This is a genomic window from Gillisia mitskevichiae (assembly GCF_003634585.1).
In the GTDB taxonomy this organism is placed as follows: domain Bacteria; phylum Bacteroidota; class Bacteroidia; order Flavobacteriales; family Flavobacteriaceae; genus Gillisia; species Gillisia mitskevichiae.
The window spans coordinates 702,885-718,572 of the sequence record NZ_RBLG01000002.1 but is presented as its reverse complement, the minus strand read 5'-3'; the positions used below and the strand labels follow the sequence as shown (position 1 = coordinate 718,572).

At 34.3% G+C, this 15,688-nt stretch carries 13 protein-coding genes; 5 read left to right on the top strand and 8 right to left on the bottom strand.

Translation table 11 applies throughout. From position 1 onward, the window contains the following. The first annotated feature begins 13 nt into the window (after positions 1-13). Positions 14-1,330 (top strand): M24 family metallopeptidase, encoded by a 1,317-nt coding sequence (locus tag BC962_RS09045; protein WP_121345665.1) that lies wholly within the window; start codon positions 14-16, stop codon positions 1,328-1,330. A gap of 126 nt (positions 1,331-1,456) precedes the next feature. Here the strand turns inward: BC962_RS09045 and BC962_RS09040 are convergent, their stop codons facing one another. Genes BC962_RS09040 through BC962_RS09030 form a run of 3 tightly spaced genes read right to left on the bottom strand, consistent with a single transcriptional unit; the run spans position 1,457 to position 5,631 of the window. Next, positions 1,457-3,097: a M1 family metallopeptidase gene (locus BC962_RS09040; RefSeq protein ID WP_121345664.1), complete on the bottom strand. Its 1,641-nt coding sequence runs from the start codon at positions 3,095-3,097 to the stop codon at positions 1,457-1,459. A gap of 8 nt (positions 3,098-3,105) precedes the next feature. Next, positions 3,106-3,999, bottom strand: a complete 894-nt coding sequence (locus BC962_RS09035) for a hypothetical protein (RefSeq protein WP_121345663.1) — start codon at positions 3,997-3,999, stop codon at positions 3,106-3,108. Between the two features lie 3 nt (positions 4,000-4,002). Continuing rightward, positions 4,003-5,631, bottom strand: a complete 1,629-nt coding sequence (locus BC962_RS09030; RefSeq protein ID WP_121345662.1) for an acyl-CoA carboxylase subunit beta — start codon at positions 5,629-5,631, stop codon at positions 4,003-4,005. A 215-nt stretch (positions 5,632-5,846) separates the two neighbouring features. Between BC962_RS09030 and BC962_RS09025 the strand changes: the two genes are divergently transcribed. Together BC962_RS09025 and ettA are read left to right on the top strand one after the other, a co-directional pair. Next, positions 5,847-6,317, top strand: coding sequence for a DinB family protein (locus BC962_RS09025; RefSeq protein ID WP_121345661.1), 471 nt, complete (start codon positions 5,847-5,849; stop codon positions 6,315-6,317). A 147-nt stretch (positions 6,318-6,464) separates the two neighbouring features. Continuing rightward, on the top strand, positions 6,465-8,156 hold the full coding sequence (ettA, locus tag BC962_RS09020; RefSeq protein ID WP_121345660.1) for an energy-dependent translational throttle protein EttA: 1,692 nt from the start codon (positions 6,465-6,467) through the stop codon (positions 8,154-8,156). 58 nt (positions 8,157-8,214) lie between these two features. On the opposite strand, the gene BC962_RS09015 is transcribed toward ettA, so the two are convergent. From BC962_RS09015 to BC962_RS09000, 4 genes are all read right to left on the bottom strand, one after another. Further along, positions 8,215-8,628, bottom strand: coding sequence for a lipocalin family protein (locus BC962_RS09015; RefSeq protein ID WP_121345659.1), 414 nt, complete (start codon positions 8,626-8,628; stop codon positions 8,215-8,217). Between the two features lie 157 nt (positions 8,629-8,785). Next, positions 8,786-10,027, bottom strand: coding sequence for a DEAD/DEAH box helicase (locus BC962_RS09010; protein WP_121345658.1), 1,242 nt, complete (start codon positions 10,025-10,027; stop codon positions 8,786-8,788). Positions 10,028-10,135: 108 nt separating this feature from the next. Continuing rightward, the gene (locus BC962_RS09005; protein ID WP_121345657.1) at positions 10,136-10,678 is read right to left on the bottom strand and encodes a SixA phosphatase family protein; all 543 of its coding nucleotides are present in this window, start codon (positions 10,676-10,678) and stop codon (positions 10,136-10,138) included. 8 nt (positions 10,679-10,686) lie between these two features. Next, positions 10,687-11,784, bottom strand: coding sequence for an esterase-like activity of phytase family protein (locus BC962_RS09000; RefSeq protein WP_121345656.1), 1,098 nt, complete (start codon positions 11,782-11,784; stop codon positions 10,687-10,689). A 115-nt stretch (positions 11,785-11,899) separates the two neighbouring features. Here BC962_RS09000 and BC962_RS08995 point away from each other — a divergent pair, with 115 nt between their 5' ends. Continuing rightward, complete coding sequence (locus tag BC962_RS08995; RefSeq protein ID WP_026839124.1) at positions 11,900-12,085, top strand: CsbD family protein; 186 nt, start codon at positions 11,900-11,902, stop codon at positions 12,083-12,085. Positions 12,086-12,265: 180 nt separating this feature from the next. Here BC962_RS08995 and clpB read toward each other — a convergent pair whose 3' ends face one another. After that, positions 12,266-14,875: an ATP-dependent chaperone ClpB gene (gene clpB, locus BC962_RS08990; RefSeq protein WP_121345655.1), complete on the bottom strand. Its 2,610-nt coding sequence runs from the start codon at positions 14,873-14,875 to the stop codon at positions 12,266-12,268. A gap of 229 nt (positions 14,876-15,104) precedes the next feature. Between clpB and ytxJ the strand changes: the two genes are divergently transcribed. Beyond that, a complete protein-coding gene (gene ytxJ, locus BC962_RS08985; RefSeq protein ID WP_121346052.1) occupies positions 15,105-15,497 on the top strand; it encodes a bacillithiol system redox-active protein YtxJ in 393 nt (130 codons plus the stop codon). Positions 15,498-15,688: the final 191 nt, after the last annotated feature.

Sequence of the window (15,688 nt, the reverse complement as noted above, 5' to 3'; positions counted from 1 at the left end):
ATAAACTGTTTAAATGTCTAAGTTTTTCTTCCTTTTTCTATGCTGTAGTTTATCTCTTAATGCACAAATTCTTTCAGAAAAAAATAGAGCAGAAGTTATAGATAATATCCTTCAAGATAAATTCGAAAATTTACTGCCAAACTTGATGGATAGAACGGGAATAGATATGTGGATTTTAATTTCTAGAGAGTATAACGAAGATCCTGTTTTAAAAACGATGTTACCGGCAACTTGGTTGAATGCAAGAAGGCGTACTATTTTAGTTTTTTATAAGCCAAAAGATTCAAATCTGGTTGAGCGAATGGCAGTAGCAAGATATAATATTGGAGATAATATTAAATCTGTTTGGGATAAAGAAAAGGAACCTGATCAATGGAAAGCGCTTATAGATCTTATTGCTAAAAAAAATCCTTCGAAGATAGGTTTGAATTATTCTAAAAACTTTGCAATTGCAGATGGTTTGGTAAAAACAGATCATGTAGAATTTCTTGAAAACTTACCAAGTGTGATGAAACAGAAAATAGTTTCTGCTGAAGATCTTGCCGTGGGTTGGATAGAAACTAGAACTCCTATGGAAATGGAGTTATATGAAGAATTGGTAGCAACAACGCATAAAATTATTGCTGAAGCTTTTAGTAATAAAGTAATAACTCCGGGAAAAACCACTTCTGAAGAAGTAGTTTGGTGGATGCGCCAGAAAGTTACAGATTTGGGATTGGAAACTTGGTTCCATCCAACAGTAGATATTCAGCGGAAAGATGAAAAATTGAAAGATCATATAGATGCTTTTTCCAATGGATATGGAGAAAGTATTATTCAACCAGGTGATTTATTGCATTGCGATTTTGGCGTAACATATTTAAGATTGAATACAGATTGCCAACAACATGCTTATGTTTTGAAGGATGAAGAGAATGAAGCTCCTAAGTATTTAATTGAAGCTTTAAGTAAGGGGAATAAGCTACAAGATATTTTAACGTCCAATTTTAAAACCGGTGACGCGGGAAATGAAATTTTAAAGAGATCTTTATCTCAAGCTATAGAATCTGGACTTAAACCTTCTATATATACACATCCTTTGGGCCTTTATGGACATTCAGCCGGACCAACTATTGGAATGTGGGATTCTCAAGGCGGTGTTCCCGGAACTGGTGATTATGTTTTAAATCCAAATACTGTATATGCTATAGAGCTTAATAATACTGTTTTCCTACCAGAATGGAATAAGGAAATTCGCATTATGCTCGAGGAAGCTGGGTTTTGGGGAGAAGATGGTTTTAAATATGTTAATGATCGCCAAACAGAATTGATATTAATACCTTCCAATTAATATCCTATTTTCAAATGATAATTTATAGAATGCTTTCTGTAATCTTAGATTATAAAAAAAAAGCCTCCAAGTTTACCCAAACTTGGAGGCTTTTTAAAAACATAAAGTCAGTATATTTTACTAGAATTATTTAACTAATTCAGTTTCTATATAAAATTCTTTTTCAATGATTTTTATATCATTAAGATCTTTAACTCCTTTCGAAAATTCTGTCCATGTATTTGATGGAGTAAGTCGGATTTCTTTATTGTTGATGATCACATCCACGGGCATTTTAAAGTTAGTTATATCTGTTTTCCATCTATAACTAATTCTTTCTCCTGTTTCTTTTAATTCTAAGACTGGAATAGCTGAATATCTAAGGTATTGATCGAATATTGGTTGAAGATCTGTTGCTGTTGCGGCATTGAAGAAATCTTCAACTGTTTTGGTGTCAATTGTTTGATGCTTAAAAGTAAGTGTATAATCTTTTAAGGTTTTCCACCAAAGTTCATCGTTATCATAAATACTTCTAATGGTATTTAGTAGATTAGCTCCCTTAGGGTACATATCTCCTGAACCTTCACTATTCACACCATAATCTCCAATTATTGGGGCCTGATTACTAATATTCTTCCTAAGCCCTTCTAGATACTTTAAAGCATCTTCTTTTCCCCATCTACATTCAATATAAACAGCTTCAGAGTAGGTTGTAAAACCTTCATGTATCCACATATCGGCAATATCATTAGCTGTGATGCTATTACCAAACCACTCGTGTCCAGATTCATGGATTATAATAAAATCCCATCTTAGTCCAATTCCAGTTCCAGAGAGATCACGGCCTAAATAACCCATTTTGTAGTAGTTGCCATAAGCTACAGCACTTTGATGCTCCATACCTAAATAAGGAGTTTCTACAAGTTTATAACCATCCTCTTTAAAAGGGTATTCCCCGAATTTTTCATAGAAGCATTCCATCATTGGTTTAACTTCTGCAAATTGTTTTTTAGCCTTTTCAAGATTATAAGGCAATACAAAGAAATCTAGATCCAAATCTTTATAGGAATCTTGGAAATGAACATAATTCGCAATGTTAAAAACGATATCGTAATTATTAATTGGATTATTTACTTTATAGCTCCATCTGGTGTAGCCGTTTTGTAGCTCTGTTTTACCTATAAGTCTACCATTAGAAACATTGGTAAGCCCACTTGGAACTGCAATTTCTATAAGTGCTTCTTCAGGCTCGTCGCTTTGATGATCTTTATTTGGATACCAAAGACTGGCGCCAGTTCCTTGAACAGCAACTGCGATCCATGGGTTTCCTTCTTCATCTTTTTTGAAAACAAATCCTCCATCCCAAGGGGCATTTTTTGCCACGATAGGATTTCCTGAATAAAATACTTGTATAGAGTCTGTAGTTTCAGGCTTTAGTGATTCTTTTAATTCAACAAAAACAGCATTGAATTTTCTATTGTATCCCAGTTTATCATTTCCATGCATGATTGAGTCTATCCGCATATTTTCGAATAGATCGATCTGCATAATAGGCAATACTGCTTCAGCCTTAAAAGTGATAGTATTAAAGCCAGAGATAAAACGTTCTTCTGGATCTATCTGTACTTGCAAATGATATTTCAACACATCGTAAGCACGTTCTGCACTTAAAGTTCCTCTTAGGGAATCTGCTTCAGTATATTGGTTTTGCTTGTTACTTAAAACTTGAGAGAAGCTTGAGTTTACTCCAATAAAGGCAATTAGTGTTAGGAGGAATATTTTTTTCATATCTAATTTTATGGGGTATGAACTATAAACAACTCTGCGGTAGGGTCATTTTCTAAGGTGCTTTTCATTTTTCTATGTAGCTCTTCAAAATCCTCCCTGTTTGTACCTTTACAAATCCCATACGAATAGTGATATTTTAATAATTCCATATCATCTTTTGTCAAACTTCTTATTACTGGACATTTAGATAAATATGCTCTACATTCAAGAGTCTCGGCATCCTTAAAATATCCTAGAGTTTTAAAAAAGTTATATTTCAAACTTGCGATTTGATAATTTTGGGCTTTAATATTAATAGTATTTACCTTAACCACAGCCTTGGTTAATTGTTGTTTACCATTCCAGTTCAAATAATATCCTGATGTCTTATTGGTTATTCTAGGTTCAAAATCCTCGTCATTCTCTTTATTTATATAATAAACTAGATAATTTGAATCTTCTTTAACATCTACCATCTTAATATTCAAAGAATCCACTGCTGCAGAAAGTCCTTCGGCAAAATTCATTAAAGCATCACGATGTAATTTTGGGACAGTGGTATCAAAATAGATTTTTATATCATCTTTCCATACTTTCAGGGTCGCTTTCGAGTTTTCCTTTTTACCAAAAACGATGCTCTTATATGTTTCTAGAAATACTGAATCTTTAGGCTCATATTTAACCCTTACCTCGGTTCCATCTCCATCTCGAAGTTTTTGAATGAATTCCCTAGGGACAAGTACTAAAGTGTCCTTTCCTCTTATCATAAAATCTAAGCTGTCTTGCTTAGTTAGAGGTTCTCCCTTTTCCTTATAGGTTTTAAGATCTACGTAAGTTGCAACCACTTTTCTAACTGTAGAAGTGTCTTGTGAAAATCCTTTAAAAGAGAAAAGAATAAGAAGAACATATAAAATGTATCGCATAAATTAAGTTTGAATAACTCCTAAATTAAAATCTTTGGTAATAGGTGAGTGGTTGGCAGCTTCAATTCCTGTAGAGATCCATTTTCTGGTATCTAGCGGATTAATTATTGCATCTGTCCATAATCTAGCAGCGGCATAATATGGTGAAGTTTGTTTATCGTAACGCGCTTTTATCTTATCGAAAACTTCTTTTTCTTTTTGCTCATCTACTTTCTCTCCCTTTTTAGCCATAGAGGCAGTTTCTATTTGAGCCAATACTTTTGCAGCTTGAGTTCCACCCATCACCGCAAGTTCTGCACTTGGCCAGGCTACAATAAATCTAGGATCGTATGCTTTCCCACACATCGCGTAATTTCCTGCGCCATAAGAGTTTCCAATTACTATAGTGAATTTTGGAACTACAGAGTTACTTACTGCACTTACCATTTTTGCTCCGTCTTTAATGATTCCGCCATGTTCACTTTTACTACCTACCATAAATCCGGTAACATCTTGCAGAAATACTAAAGGAATTTTCTTCTGATTACAGTTTGCAATAAAACGAGTTGCTTTATCGGCAGAATCTGAATAGATCACCCCACCAAATTGCATTTCTCCGGTCTTCGTTTTTACAATCTTACGCTGATTGGCAACTATACCAACAGCCCAGCCATCTATTCTTGCATATCCTGTGATAATTGTTTGCCCGTATTCTTTTTTATATTCTTCAAATTCAGAATCATCTACCAATCTAGAGATAATCTCGCGCATGTCGTATTGATCGTTACGCTTTCTTGGCAGGATCCCAAAAATTTCATTTGGATCTAATTTAGGTTTAATAGGATCTTTTCTATTGAAACCAGCCTTATCGTAATCCCCGATCTTATCCATAATAGACTTGATCTTATTTAAGGCGTCTTTATCGTCTTTGGCTTTATAATCTGTAACCCCGCTAATTTCAGAATGCGTAGTAGCACCACCTAAAGTTTCATTATCTATAGATTCCCCAATAGCAGCTTTCACTAAATAGCTTCCGGCCAAGAAGATACTTCCTGTTTTCTCCACGATAATAGCTTCGTCACTCATAATTGGTAAATAAGCTCCACCCGCAACACAACTTCCCATTACTGCCGAGATCTGTGTAATTCCCATGCTACTCATTACCGCATTATTTCTAAAGATCCTTCCAAAGTGTTCTTTATCTGGAAAAATTTCGTCTTGCATTGGTAAATATACTCCTGCGCTGTCTACCAAATAAATAATTGGCAGTCTGTTTTCTATAGCTATTTCCTGAGCTCTAAGATTCTTTTTCGCGGTAATAGGAAACCAAGCACCCGCTTTCACAGTAGCATCATTTGCTACTACAATACACTGCTTTCCGGAAACATGTCCTATTTTAATAACTACTCCGCCGCTAGGGCATCCACCATGTTCTTCATACATTTCATCTCCTACAAAAGCACCAAGTTCAATAGCAGCATCTACATCATCTAAAAGATAATTTATGCGCTCTCGGGCCGTCATTTTGCCTTTAGAATGATGTTTTTCAATTCGTTTTTCTCCACCTCCAAGTTTTACTTGAGCGAGCTTCTGTCTTAATGTTGAAAGTAATAATTTGTTATGATCTTCATTTTTATTGAAGTTAAGATCCATAGGAATAGTAGTATTATGTTGCCCGATTATTAATGCTTAAATAGAAACCGATGAGATTAGAATAATTTCGGGATTTTATTCCAACATCAGTATCTTGGCTAAAATACAAAATCGATGTAATTTTTAAGGTTGAAAATGTTTTAAAATATCTTATTAAAGTGCCAACTCTTCAACGATATCTATATTTTTAAATGACTAAATCTAAAACATAGCAGATGCAAGAAATTAAAAATCAGTTAATTGAACATATAAAGGGAGGCGCTGCGTTTATGCCTGTCCAAGATTTGTTAAAATTTATTTCTTCAGAAGAAATATGCAAGAGACCTAAGGATTTACCGTATTCTTTTTATGAGATCTTCTATCATATGCGCTTTGCGCAAAAGGACATCTTAGATTATGTAAAAAATGAAGATTATATAGCTCATCAATGGCCGCAAGATTATTGGCCTAAAAGTAACTCTCTAAACTCTTCTGAAGATTGGGAATTATTGAAGACTAACTATTTTCAAGAACAACAAGAATTTATAAATTATATAAAGCATACAAATAATGACCTATCAAGACCTGTAAATTCAGAAACTAAAAATAGCTTGATCAGGGAGATTCTGTTGGTAATAGAGCACAATGCATATCATACAGGTCAATTAATGATCGTTTTAAGAAGTTTAGGTTTGTATCCCGCATAATTTAGGTTTGCATTGCCGGGAAGAGATTAAAATTTAGGATATTTGTACTTTCAAATTTCTAAAATTTTATAGCTTCCTTCTCTATGTAGTAAATAGATTGGTTTAACTATAAGATTTTAAAAAAGTATAATTAAATAAACATATAAAATGGCAGATGATAATAAGGTGATTTTCTCCATGTCTGGGTTAACTAAAACCTTTCCAGGAGCGAACACACCAGTACTTAAAAATATTTACTTAAGCTTTTTTTACGGAGCAAAGATTGGGATCTTAGGACTAAATGGTTCTGGTAAATCTACATTACTGAAGATCATTGCAGGAATGGAGAAGAATTATCAAGGAGATGTAGTTTTCTCACCGGGATATACCGTTGGTATGCTGGAGCAGGAGCCACAATTAGATGATGAAAAAACTGTTTTAGAAGTTGTTAAAGAAGGAGTTGCTGAGACTGTAGCAATTTTAGATGAATACAATAAGATAAACGATATGTTTGGACTTCCTGAGGTTTATGAGGATGCAGATAAAATGCAAAAACTCATGGATAAACAGGCAGCTTTACAAGATGAGATCGATGCTTCTAATGCTTGGGAATTAGATACAAAGTTAGAAATTGCAATGGATGCGCTTCGTACTCCGGATTCCGATAAGAAAATTGGAGTATTATCTGGAGGGGAAAGAAGGAGAGTTGCATTATGTAGATTATTATTACAAGAACCAGACGTATTATTACTGGATGAGCCAACTAACCACTTGGATGCAGAATCTGTGCATTGGTTAGAACATCATTTATCTCAGTATAAAGGAACGGTGATCGCCGTAACTCACGATAGATATTTCCTTGACAATGTTGCAGGATGGATTTTAGAATTAGATAGAGGAGAGGGGATTCCTTGGAAAGGAAACTATTCTTCTTGGTTAGATCAAAAATCTAAACGTTTAGCACAAGAGCAAAAAACTGCCAGCAAACGTCAAAAAACTTTAGAACGAGAATTAGAATGGTCTCGTATGTCTCCAAAAGGTAGACAAACTAAGCAAAAGGCTAGATTGAATAATTACGATAAATTATTGAGTCAGGATCAAAAGAAGATGGACGAACAATTGGAGATCTATATTCCTAATGGACCTCGTTTGGGAACAAACGTTATTGAAGCTAAAGGAGTAAGTAAAGCTTTTGATGATAAATTGCTTTATGAAGATCTTAATTTCACTTTGCCGCAAGCGGGAATTGTTGGAGTTATTGGACCTAACGGTGCCGGTAAAACCACGATATTTAAAATGATCATGGGAGAAATTACTCCAGATCAAGGAAGTTTTGAAGTTGGAGATACGGCAAAGATCGCGTATGTAGATCAGAGTCATTCTAATATGGATCCTGAGAAAACGATCTGGCAGAACTTTAGTGATGGGCAAGAGCTTATTAATATGGGAGGAAAACAAGTAAATTCCAGAGCATATTTAAGTAGATTCAATTTTGGTGGTGGAGAACAGAATAAGAAAGTAAGTATGCTTTCTGGGGGAGAACGTAACCGTTTGCACCTTGCAATGACACTAAAGGAGGAAGGAAACGTATTGCTATTAGATGAGCCAACGAATGACTTGGATGTGAATACCCTGCGTGCGCTGGAAGAAGGTTTAGATAACTTTGCAGGCTGTGCGGTGGTGATTTCTCACGATAGATGGTTCTTAGATAGAATTTGTACACATATTCTTGCTTTTGAAGGAGATTCTCAAGTATATTTCTTTGAGGGTGGTTTCTCCGATTATGAAGAGAACAAAAAGAAACGTTTGGGTGGAGATTTGATGCCGAAGCGTATTAAATATAAAAAGTTGACTCGCTAGTCTCCGATAATGTAAGTAATAAAAAAACTCCGAAGAGAATTCTTCGGAGTTTTTTTTGCTACATTTCAGTTTGCTGAAGCCTCTTATAAACTAGCTCCAATTCGTCATCTGCAATTTGAGGGTCGTCTATTCTGGTTAGCGTGAGAACAGCTCCATCTATCTTATATATAAAGTCATCTGACCCATTTATTTTTAATATACCATCATCAGTGAGCGTATAATTAAAGGTTCCTGAGTTGGCTATATAGAAATAATCTTCTCTTGGATTTTGTACTATAACAGTATTTTCTGAATTATTAAAATTGAGGCTGAAATCATTGATATTGGTTTCCGGATCGAATCCACAGAAGCAATTCATGTCCGTGAGTACCCAGATTCCATTTAATTCAGGATCCATTTTTAAATTATCATCATCATTTGAACATGCAAATAAAGAAGTAACAATAATTAATAGTGTCAGGATTCTTTTCATAGCCAAGATTTTCGAATAATTAAAGTACTGCTTAAATAGAAATTTGCCAAATTGTTCTAGATGTCAGTCTGTCCCGATAGCTATCGGGATTGTCGAAGACTCTCATTACTAAAAACGCCAAACTTCGACAGGCTCAATAATAATATCAGGAAAAAATCTATTTATACCACCTTTTTTTGTTCGCCTTAGATCCACTTCCCTTGCGTCCCTTTTTATGTTTACTGCCTTTCTTTTTATGAACTACAGGTTCTGCATCTTTTTCTAGAGGATAAGGATGTTCTGTCTCTACAGGGATTTTATTCCCGATCAAGGTTTCAATAAATTTTATATATTTTTTCTCATCTGCACTACAAAATGAAATTGAAGTTCCAACACTTCCAGCACGTCCTGTTCGCCCAATTCTATGCACATATACTTCAGACATACTTGGGATGTCAAAATTGATCACAAAATCTAGAGAATCTATGTCTAATCCACGAGCTGCTAGATCTGTAGCGACCAGAATATTCACTTCTTTATTTTTAAATCTTTCTAAAGCAGATGTTCTATCAGACTGACTTTTATCTCCGTGAAGTTCATCGGCTTTAAATCCATTTTTAACAAGAGACTGTAAAGCTTTTTCAACTCCAAACTTCGTTCTTCTAAAGATTAGGACAGATTTATTTTTAACCACATTTCGCATTACGTATAGTAGCAATTCTACTTTGTCCTGCTTAGGTACTAAATAAAGTTTTTGGGCGATTGTTGGCGCTGCAGAAGAATTAGTGGTCAATTCAATTTTCTCTGGATTCTGAAGTAAAGATTTTGCCAGATCCTGAACTTTTGGTGGAATAGTTGCAGAAAACATTAACCGTTGTACCAAATTTGGGGCAAGCCTAATTATCTTTTGTACTTCATCTATAAAACCCATATCCAGCATAAGATCGGCTTCATCTAAAACCAAAATTTCCACTTCGTCAAGATTTATATAGCCTTGTTTTCGAAGATCTAAAAGTCTTCCTGGTGTAGCAACTAAAATATGTAAACCATCCTTTAATAAATTGATCTGTGGTTGCATCGATGCACCACCAAATACAACTCCAGATTTTATATTAGTAAACTTTGAATATTCCTTGATGTTCTCGGCGATTTGAACTGCTAATTCTCGGGTAGGACTTACAATTAAAACAGATAGGCTAGCTTTTATTTTAGGATCTTCTACTCGCTTATTTAAGAGCTGTAAAAGCGGAATGGCAAAAGCACCTGTTTTTCCTGTTCCAGTCTGGGCACAAGCAATCACATCGTTCCTTCTTAATATTTCTGGAATAACCTTTTCCTGAATAGGAGTAGGAGCGGTGTGTCCAAGTTCAGATATTCCCTGCTGAATAGTTTGGGATAAGGGTAAGTCTTCAAAAAGCATAAATTCTATTTAGGCTACAAAGATACTATAAATGTATGATGGCTGTAGAATTGAGTTTGCTTTAATGCCTTAGGGAATGTTCAGATTTTTCTTGATTGTATAATTTGCCTAATTAATATGAAGCACTTGTGAACTCACCGAATTATCTGCGTTAAGAGTCACAATAAATAAATATCCGTTATCATTATCTGGGATATCTGTATATTTCTTTTCCTTTAGAATAGCATTTACAAAAGCAGGAGTAGTATTACTATGACCTACGACTAAAACGGTTTTACCTTTGGTTTCTTTCTGAAACTTTTCATCATACATTTTATTTGGATCGTAGATGTTAAGTTCTAATTCTTTTGAAGTGGCAGTGGGTTGCGCTGTGGCTTTAGTTCTATTGTAATTGGTGCTGTAAACCATTTGAAAAGGAACATCTTTAAAGACCTTAGCCCAATTTTTTGCTCTTGCAGTCCCTTGATTAGTCAATAAAGGGTCTTTTTCTGTGGCATCACTTCTGTCTTTTTCTGCATGCCGAATTAAGTAATAAGTAGTGATCTCATTATTACTTTCAACAGATTTTTGTTTTTCAGTTTCAAGATTATTGGGCTGACTAATATTGAAAATTGAAAGAACGATAGTAAGTATAAGAGCTAAACTTTTCATATTTTTTATTATTTAATGATGACTTCCATCAGAATTACTTGATTCAATTGTTTTCCTAAAGTATTAAAATTATTGTCTGAAACAAGAATTAAGGTTTTATTTCCATTTGGTAGATCTGGTCCAAAGGTCATTCCTTCAACATTATCTATAATCCCATCTGTCAATCTCTTTTTCACCGATTTAAAATCGAAAACTAACTCCTTGTTGGCTTTGTTATACCTCTCCTTTCTTAGGTTTTGAAAATCTAAAGTATTGGTAGCATTTTCTGAATTTACATTGAATATCCGAACGGTATTTCCATAACTGCCATGACCTGCAGAATAAGCTCTTTCCAAGACAAGGAATTTTTTCGGTGCATATTGTATTAGTTCAGTAAGACCATTAACCGCAAAATATTTCCAAGGGATCTTTGAGATATTCTCCAGTGAAATAACAAATTGTTCATCGGCTTTTCCAGATTCTTTATTGTAATGTGTAATTCTTATTGGAGATTTGGTAGGATACAATTTGGGTTTAGAACCATCTTTAGTCAGCGGAAGTTCCATACCTACCCAAAAGCCTTCATTTTTGAAATCTGTTGTTAAACCTTCAAAAACGCCATTATTTCTTGGTTTCTGAACTCCAGTTGTAGCAAAGTAATCTGGTAGCTCGAAGTTTTTAATATACTTCCCTTCAGCATTCACATAAAATATTGAAGGTTTTTGATTCTTCGAAATAGAACCTTCGCTAGTTAAAATAATTTGGTTAGGATCGCTATCAATTCTAACAGACTCAAGATCTAAAGTATTTGCTTTTAAAAAGCCAGAAGATCTATTCAGCTTTATTACTTCAGAAATAATAACGGTGTCAATTAGATTTTGCTTCAGTATAATTTCCGACTTATAGATTCTTGGATTCCCGGGATGATCGCAAACTAGATAGTAGGTATCATTATAATAATCTATACCCGAAAGGCCCCCAACTTTAGTTCCGTCAACCATAAGGTCACTAGGCAAAATATAATCATCTAAATAATGAAGTTCAATATTTGTAGATGTCAATCTTTTAGGAGTACCACATGAAGTAAGTGAGGCAACTGCAATGACTAATAATAATATTCTTTTCATGAAATGGGTTAAACGGTAAAAATAACAAATCCTTAAGATTATTATAGGAGTTTGTTGACACATTTGGGAAGTAGTAAATCTTAGATTTGAGTATTAATAACTAAAAACCATAATTATGAATAATGATCAGATTGAAGGAAAATGGAAACAAGTTAAAGGTGAATTCAAACAAAAATACGGTAAGCTTACCGATGATGATGTAACTTACAGTGAAGGTAAGTTTGACGAGATGATGGGACGTTTACAAGAAAAAACAGGTAAAACCAAAGAGGAATTACGTGATGAAATAGATAAGTGGTAGATTATAGATCTTCACTTATTAGAAAAGGCTGCTTATTTTATTAAGCAGCCTTTTTTTTGTGAATATTCTCAAGCTGAATTTGTTCCAGCTTCCAACAATACTGTAGTTATCTAGTTTAGCTTCTCGATTAATCCCGATGGCTATTAGAACTAGGATGAGGTGTTTTAACTTAGAATGTTTTTATTCCTCTTTTCCTGCAAGTTCTTCTTGATTTCTAAATACTAACGTGTCATTAAACTCATCTAACAAAATAATACTATCTGTTTTTACTTTACCAGATAAGATCTCTTTAGATAATTTGTTTAATACTTCACGTTGCAGAACTCGTTTCACTGGTCTTGCTCCATACTGAGGATCGAAACCTTGTTTAGATAGGAATTCCAGTGCTTCTTTAGTGGCATCGAGAACAATATTTTGCTTTAAAAGCATTTTTTTGAGTCCATTTAACTGAAGGCCTACTATTTTAAGAATATCCTTTTTGTTTAGCGGAGTGAACAGAATAATATCATCTATTCTATTAATAAATTCTGGGCGAACTGTTTGCTTTAGTAATCCAAGAACTTCCACTTTTGCACTTTCCATTGCAGTATCCAGATCTTTCACAGTTTCAAATTTCTCCTGAATAATACTAGAACCCATGTTAGAGGTCATAATGATAATGGTATTCTTAAAATCGGCTAAACGCCCTTTATTATCTGTAAGTCTACCTTCATCTAAAACCTGAAGCAAAATATTAAAAGTATCTGGATGCGCCTTTTCAATTTCATCTAATAGAATCACAGAATAAGGTTTTCTTCTTACAGCTTCAGTAAGTTGGCCGCCTTCTTCATAACCAATGTATCCTGGAGGAGCTCCTACTAATCTACTTACAGCATGACGTTCTTGATATTCACTCATATCGATCCTCGTCATTGCAGATTCATCATCAAATAGATATTCAGCAAGCGCTTTCGCTAATTCTGTTTTACCAACTCCAGTAGTACCAAGAAATAAGAATGTTCCAATGGGCTTCTTTTGATCTTGTAAACCGGCTCTGCTTCTTCTTACAGCATCACTTACGGCTTGAATAGCTTCCTCTTGTCCCACAACTCTCTTGTGCAACTCATCTTCTAGTTTCAGCAATTTCTCACGATCACTTTGTAGCATTTTGGTAACTGGAACTCCAGTCCATTTTGCAACCACTTCTGCAATATCCTCGTAAGTAACTTCTTCTTTTATAAGCGTTTTGCTATCCTGATTGTCTTCAACTTGCTGCTGCAGTTTTTCTAATCGCTCTTGTGCTTCTTTTATTTTACCATATCTAATTTCTGCAACCTTTCCATAATCACCATCGCGTTCAGCTCTTTCAGCTTCCAGTTTAAATTGCTCGATATCAGATTTAGCCGATTGAATATTATCTACAACCTCTTTTTCGTTTTTCCAACGTGCATTAAGTTCATTGCGTTCTTCCTTAAGATTCGCAAGATCTGCAGTAAGCATCTTTAATTTAGATTCGTCATTTTCACGTTTTATAGCTTCAATTTCAATTTCCAATTGAGTTACTTTTCTATCCAGCACATCCAATTCTTCTGGTTTAGAATTTATCTCCATTCTAATTTTTGATGCAGCTTCATCCATAAGATCTATAGCCTTATCTGGAAGAAAACGATTGGTAATGTAGCGCTGAGAAAGTTCTACCGCAGCAATAATTGCTTCATCTTTGATGCGTACTTTATGGTGAGTTTCATATTTTTCCTTGATCCCACGAAGAATAGAAATAGCACTTTCTGTATCTGGCTCATCTACTATTACTTTTTGAAAGCGTCTTTCCAGAGCTTTATCCTTTTCAAAATATTTTTGATATTCGTCTAGGGTAGTGGCACCGATAGCTCTTAATTCTCCTCGAGCTAATGCTGGTTTTAAAATATTTGCGGCATCCATAGCTCCCTGTCCGCCACCGGCACCAACAAGAGTGTGGATCTCATCTATAAATAGTACAATATCTCCTTCGCTTTCGGTAACTTCTTTAATTACCGCCTTTAAACGTTCCTCGAACTCTCCTTTATACTTAGCTCCTGCAATTAAAGCTCCCATATCTAGAGAGAAGATTTGTTTGTTCTTTAAATTTTCAGGAATATCTCCATCTATGATCCTATGCGCTAAACCTTCAGCAATTGCGGTTTTTCCAACTCCTGGTTCTCCAACTAGCATCGGATTATTTTTTGTTCTTCTAGATAGAATCTGTAGTACTCTTCTAATTTCTTCATCACGACCAATAACCGGGTCTAGTTTACCTTCTTCAGCTAATTTATTTAGATTTTTAGCGTATTTATTAAGAGAATTGTATGTCTCTTCCGCACTTTGGGAGGTTACTCGATCTCCTTTACGCAATTCCTCTATAGCGGCTCTAAGATTTTTTTCTGAAGCACCTTGATCCTTCAAGATCTGGCCTACTTTACTGGAAGATTTAAATATTGCCAAAATAAGATGTTCAATAGAAACATATTCATCTTTCATTTTATTGGCAATACTACTAGCTTCATTTAAAGTAGCAGATGCGGTTCTAGACAGCATTATCTCTCCCCCAGTAACTTTTGGGAAATTCTCTAAAGTTTTATCTAAAATTTGGGTAAAAAGCCCAACGTTAATATTAAGTTTTTTAAGAAGGAAGGGAGTTACATTTTCATCGACCAAGGTAATGGCTTTGAAGATATGTTCGTTTTCTATTTGTTGATGACCTAATTCCTGGGCAAGTTGTTGAGCTTGCTGAATTGCCTCTTGTGATTTTATAGTAAAGTTGTTTAAATTCATGTGATTAGATTTAAATACAAAACGTAAATATCAAAGCATATACCAACAGAACAGCACTGTCAAAATGACCGCTATCACTGGGTTTGTGCAGACATTTTGTCTGTCTAATTATACATTAAGTTACGCATTTAGAATTTTGTAATTAGAGTTCTTTAATTAAACTTTTATATTTGGATGGATGGTTTTATTACTTGAAATCCTATTTTTGCAATCTAAAATAAAAATGAATATGGGATTTTTTGATAAAATGTTCAAGTCTGATTCTAACGAAAATAAACCAGAAAAAATAAGTGTTCCTTGGATTCAGCTGACTCAAATTGAAACATTGGAAGAAATAGCTGATGATTCTTCTAATCAACCAATAGCAATCTTAAAACATTCTACTTCCTGTGGAATTAGTAGAATGGTATTAAGACAATTCGAGCAAAATTATAATCTGGAACCAGATTCCATTAAATTATATTTTCTAGATCTATTAAGCTATCGAGACATTTCTAATAAGATTGCCACTAGATTTAATGTTCCTCATGAAAGCCCGCAATTAATTGTTATCAAGGATGGAAAAGCTATTTATAATGCTTCACATAGTGAGATAGATGTGGAGAAATTAAAGACAGTATAATTAACACGTATTTCTTACAATTTTCTTTTTGTAAGCTTTTAGTAGGGTTGGTTAAAATTGTTATAAAGATCTATTAAGTAAGAAATTACACACGTATCTTCATACTATTATTTATTAACCATTTTAATATAGTATCATGGAAAATCAAAAAGATCAGCAAAAGAAAGATCAAAAATCAACTCAGAAACCTG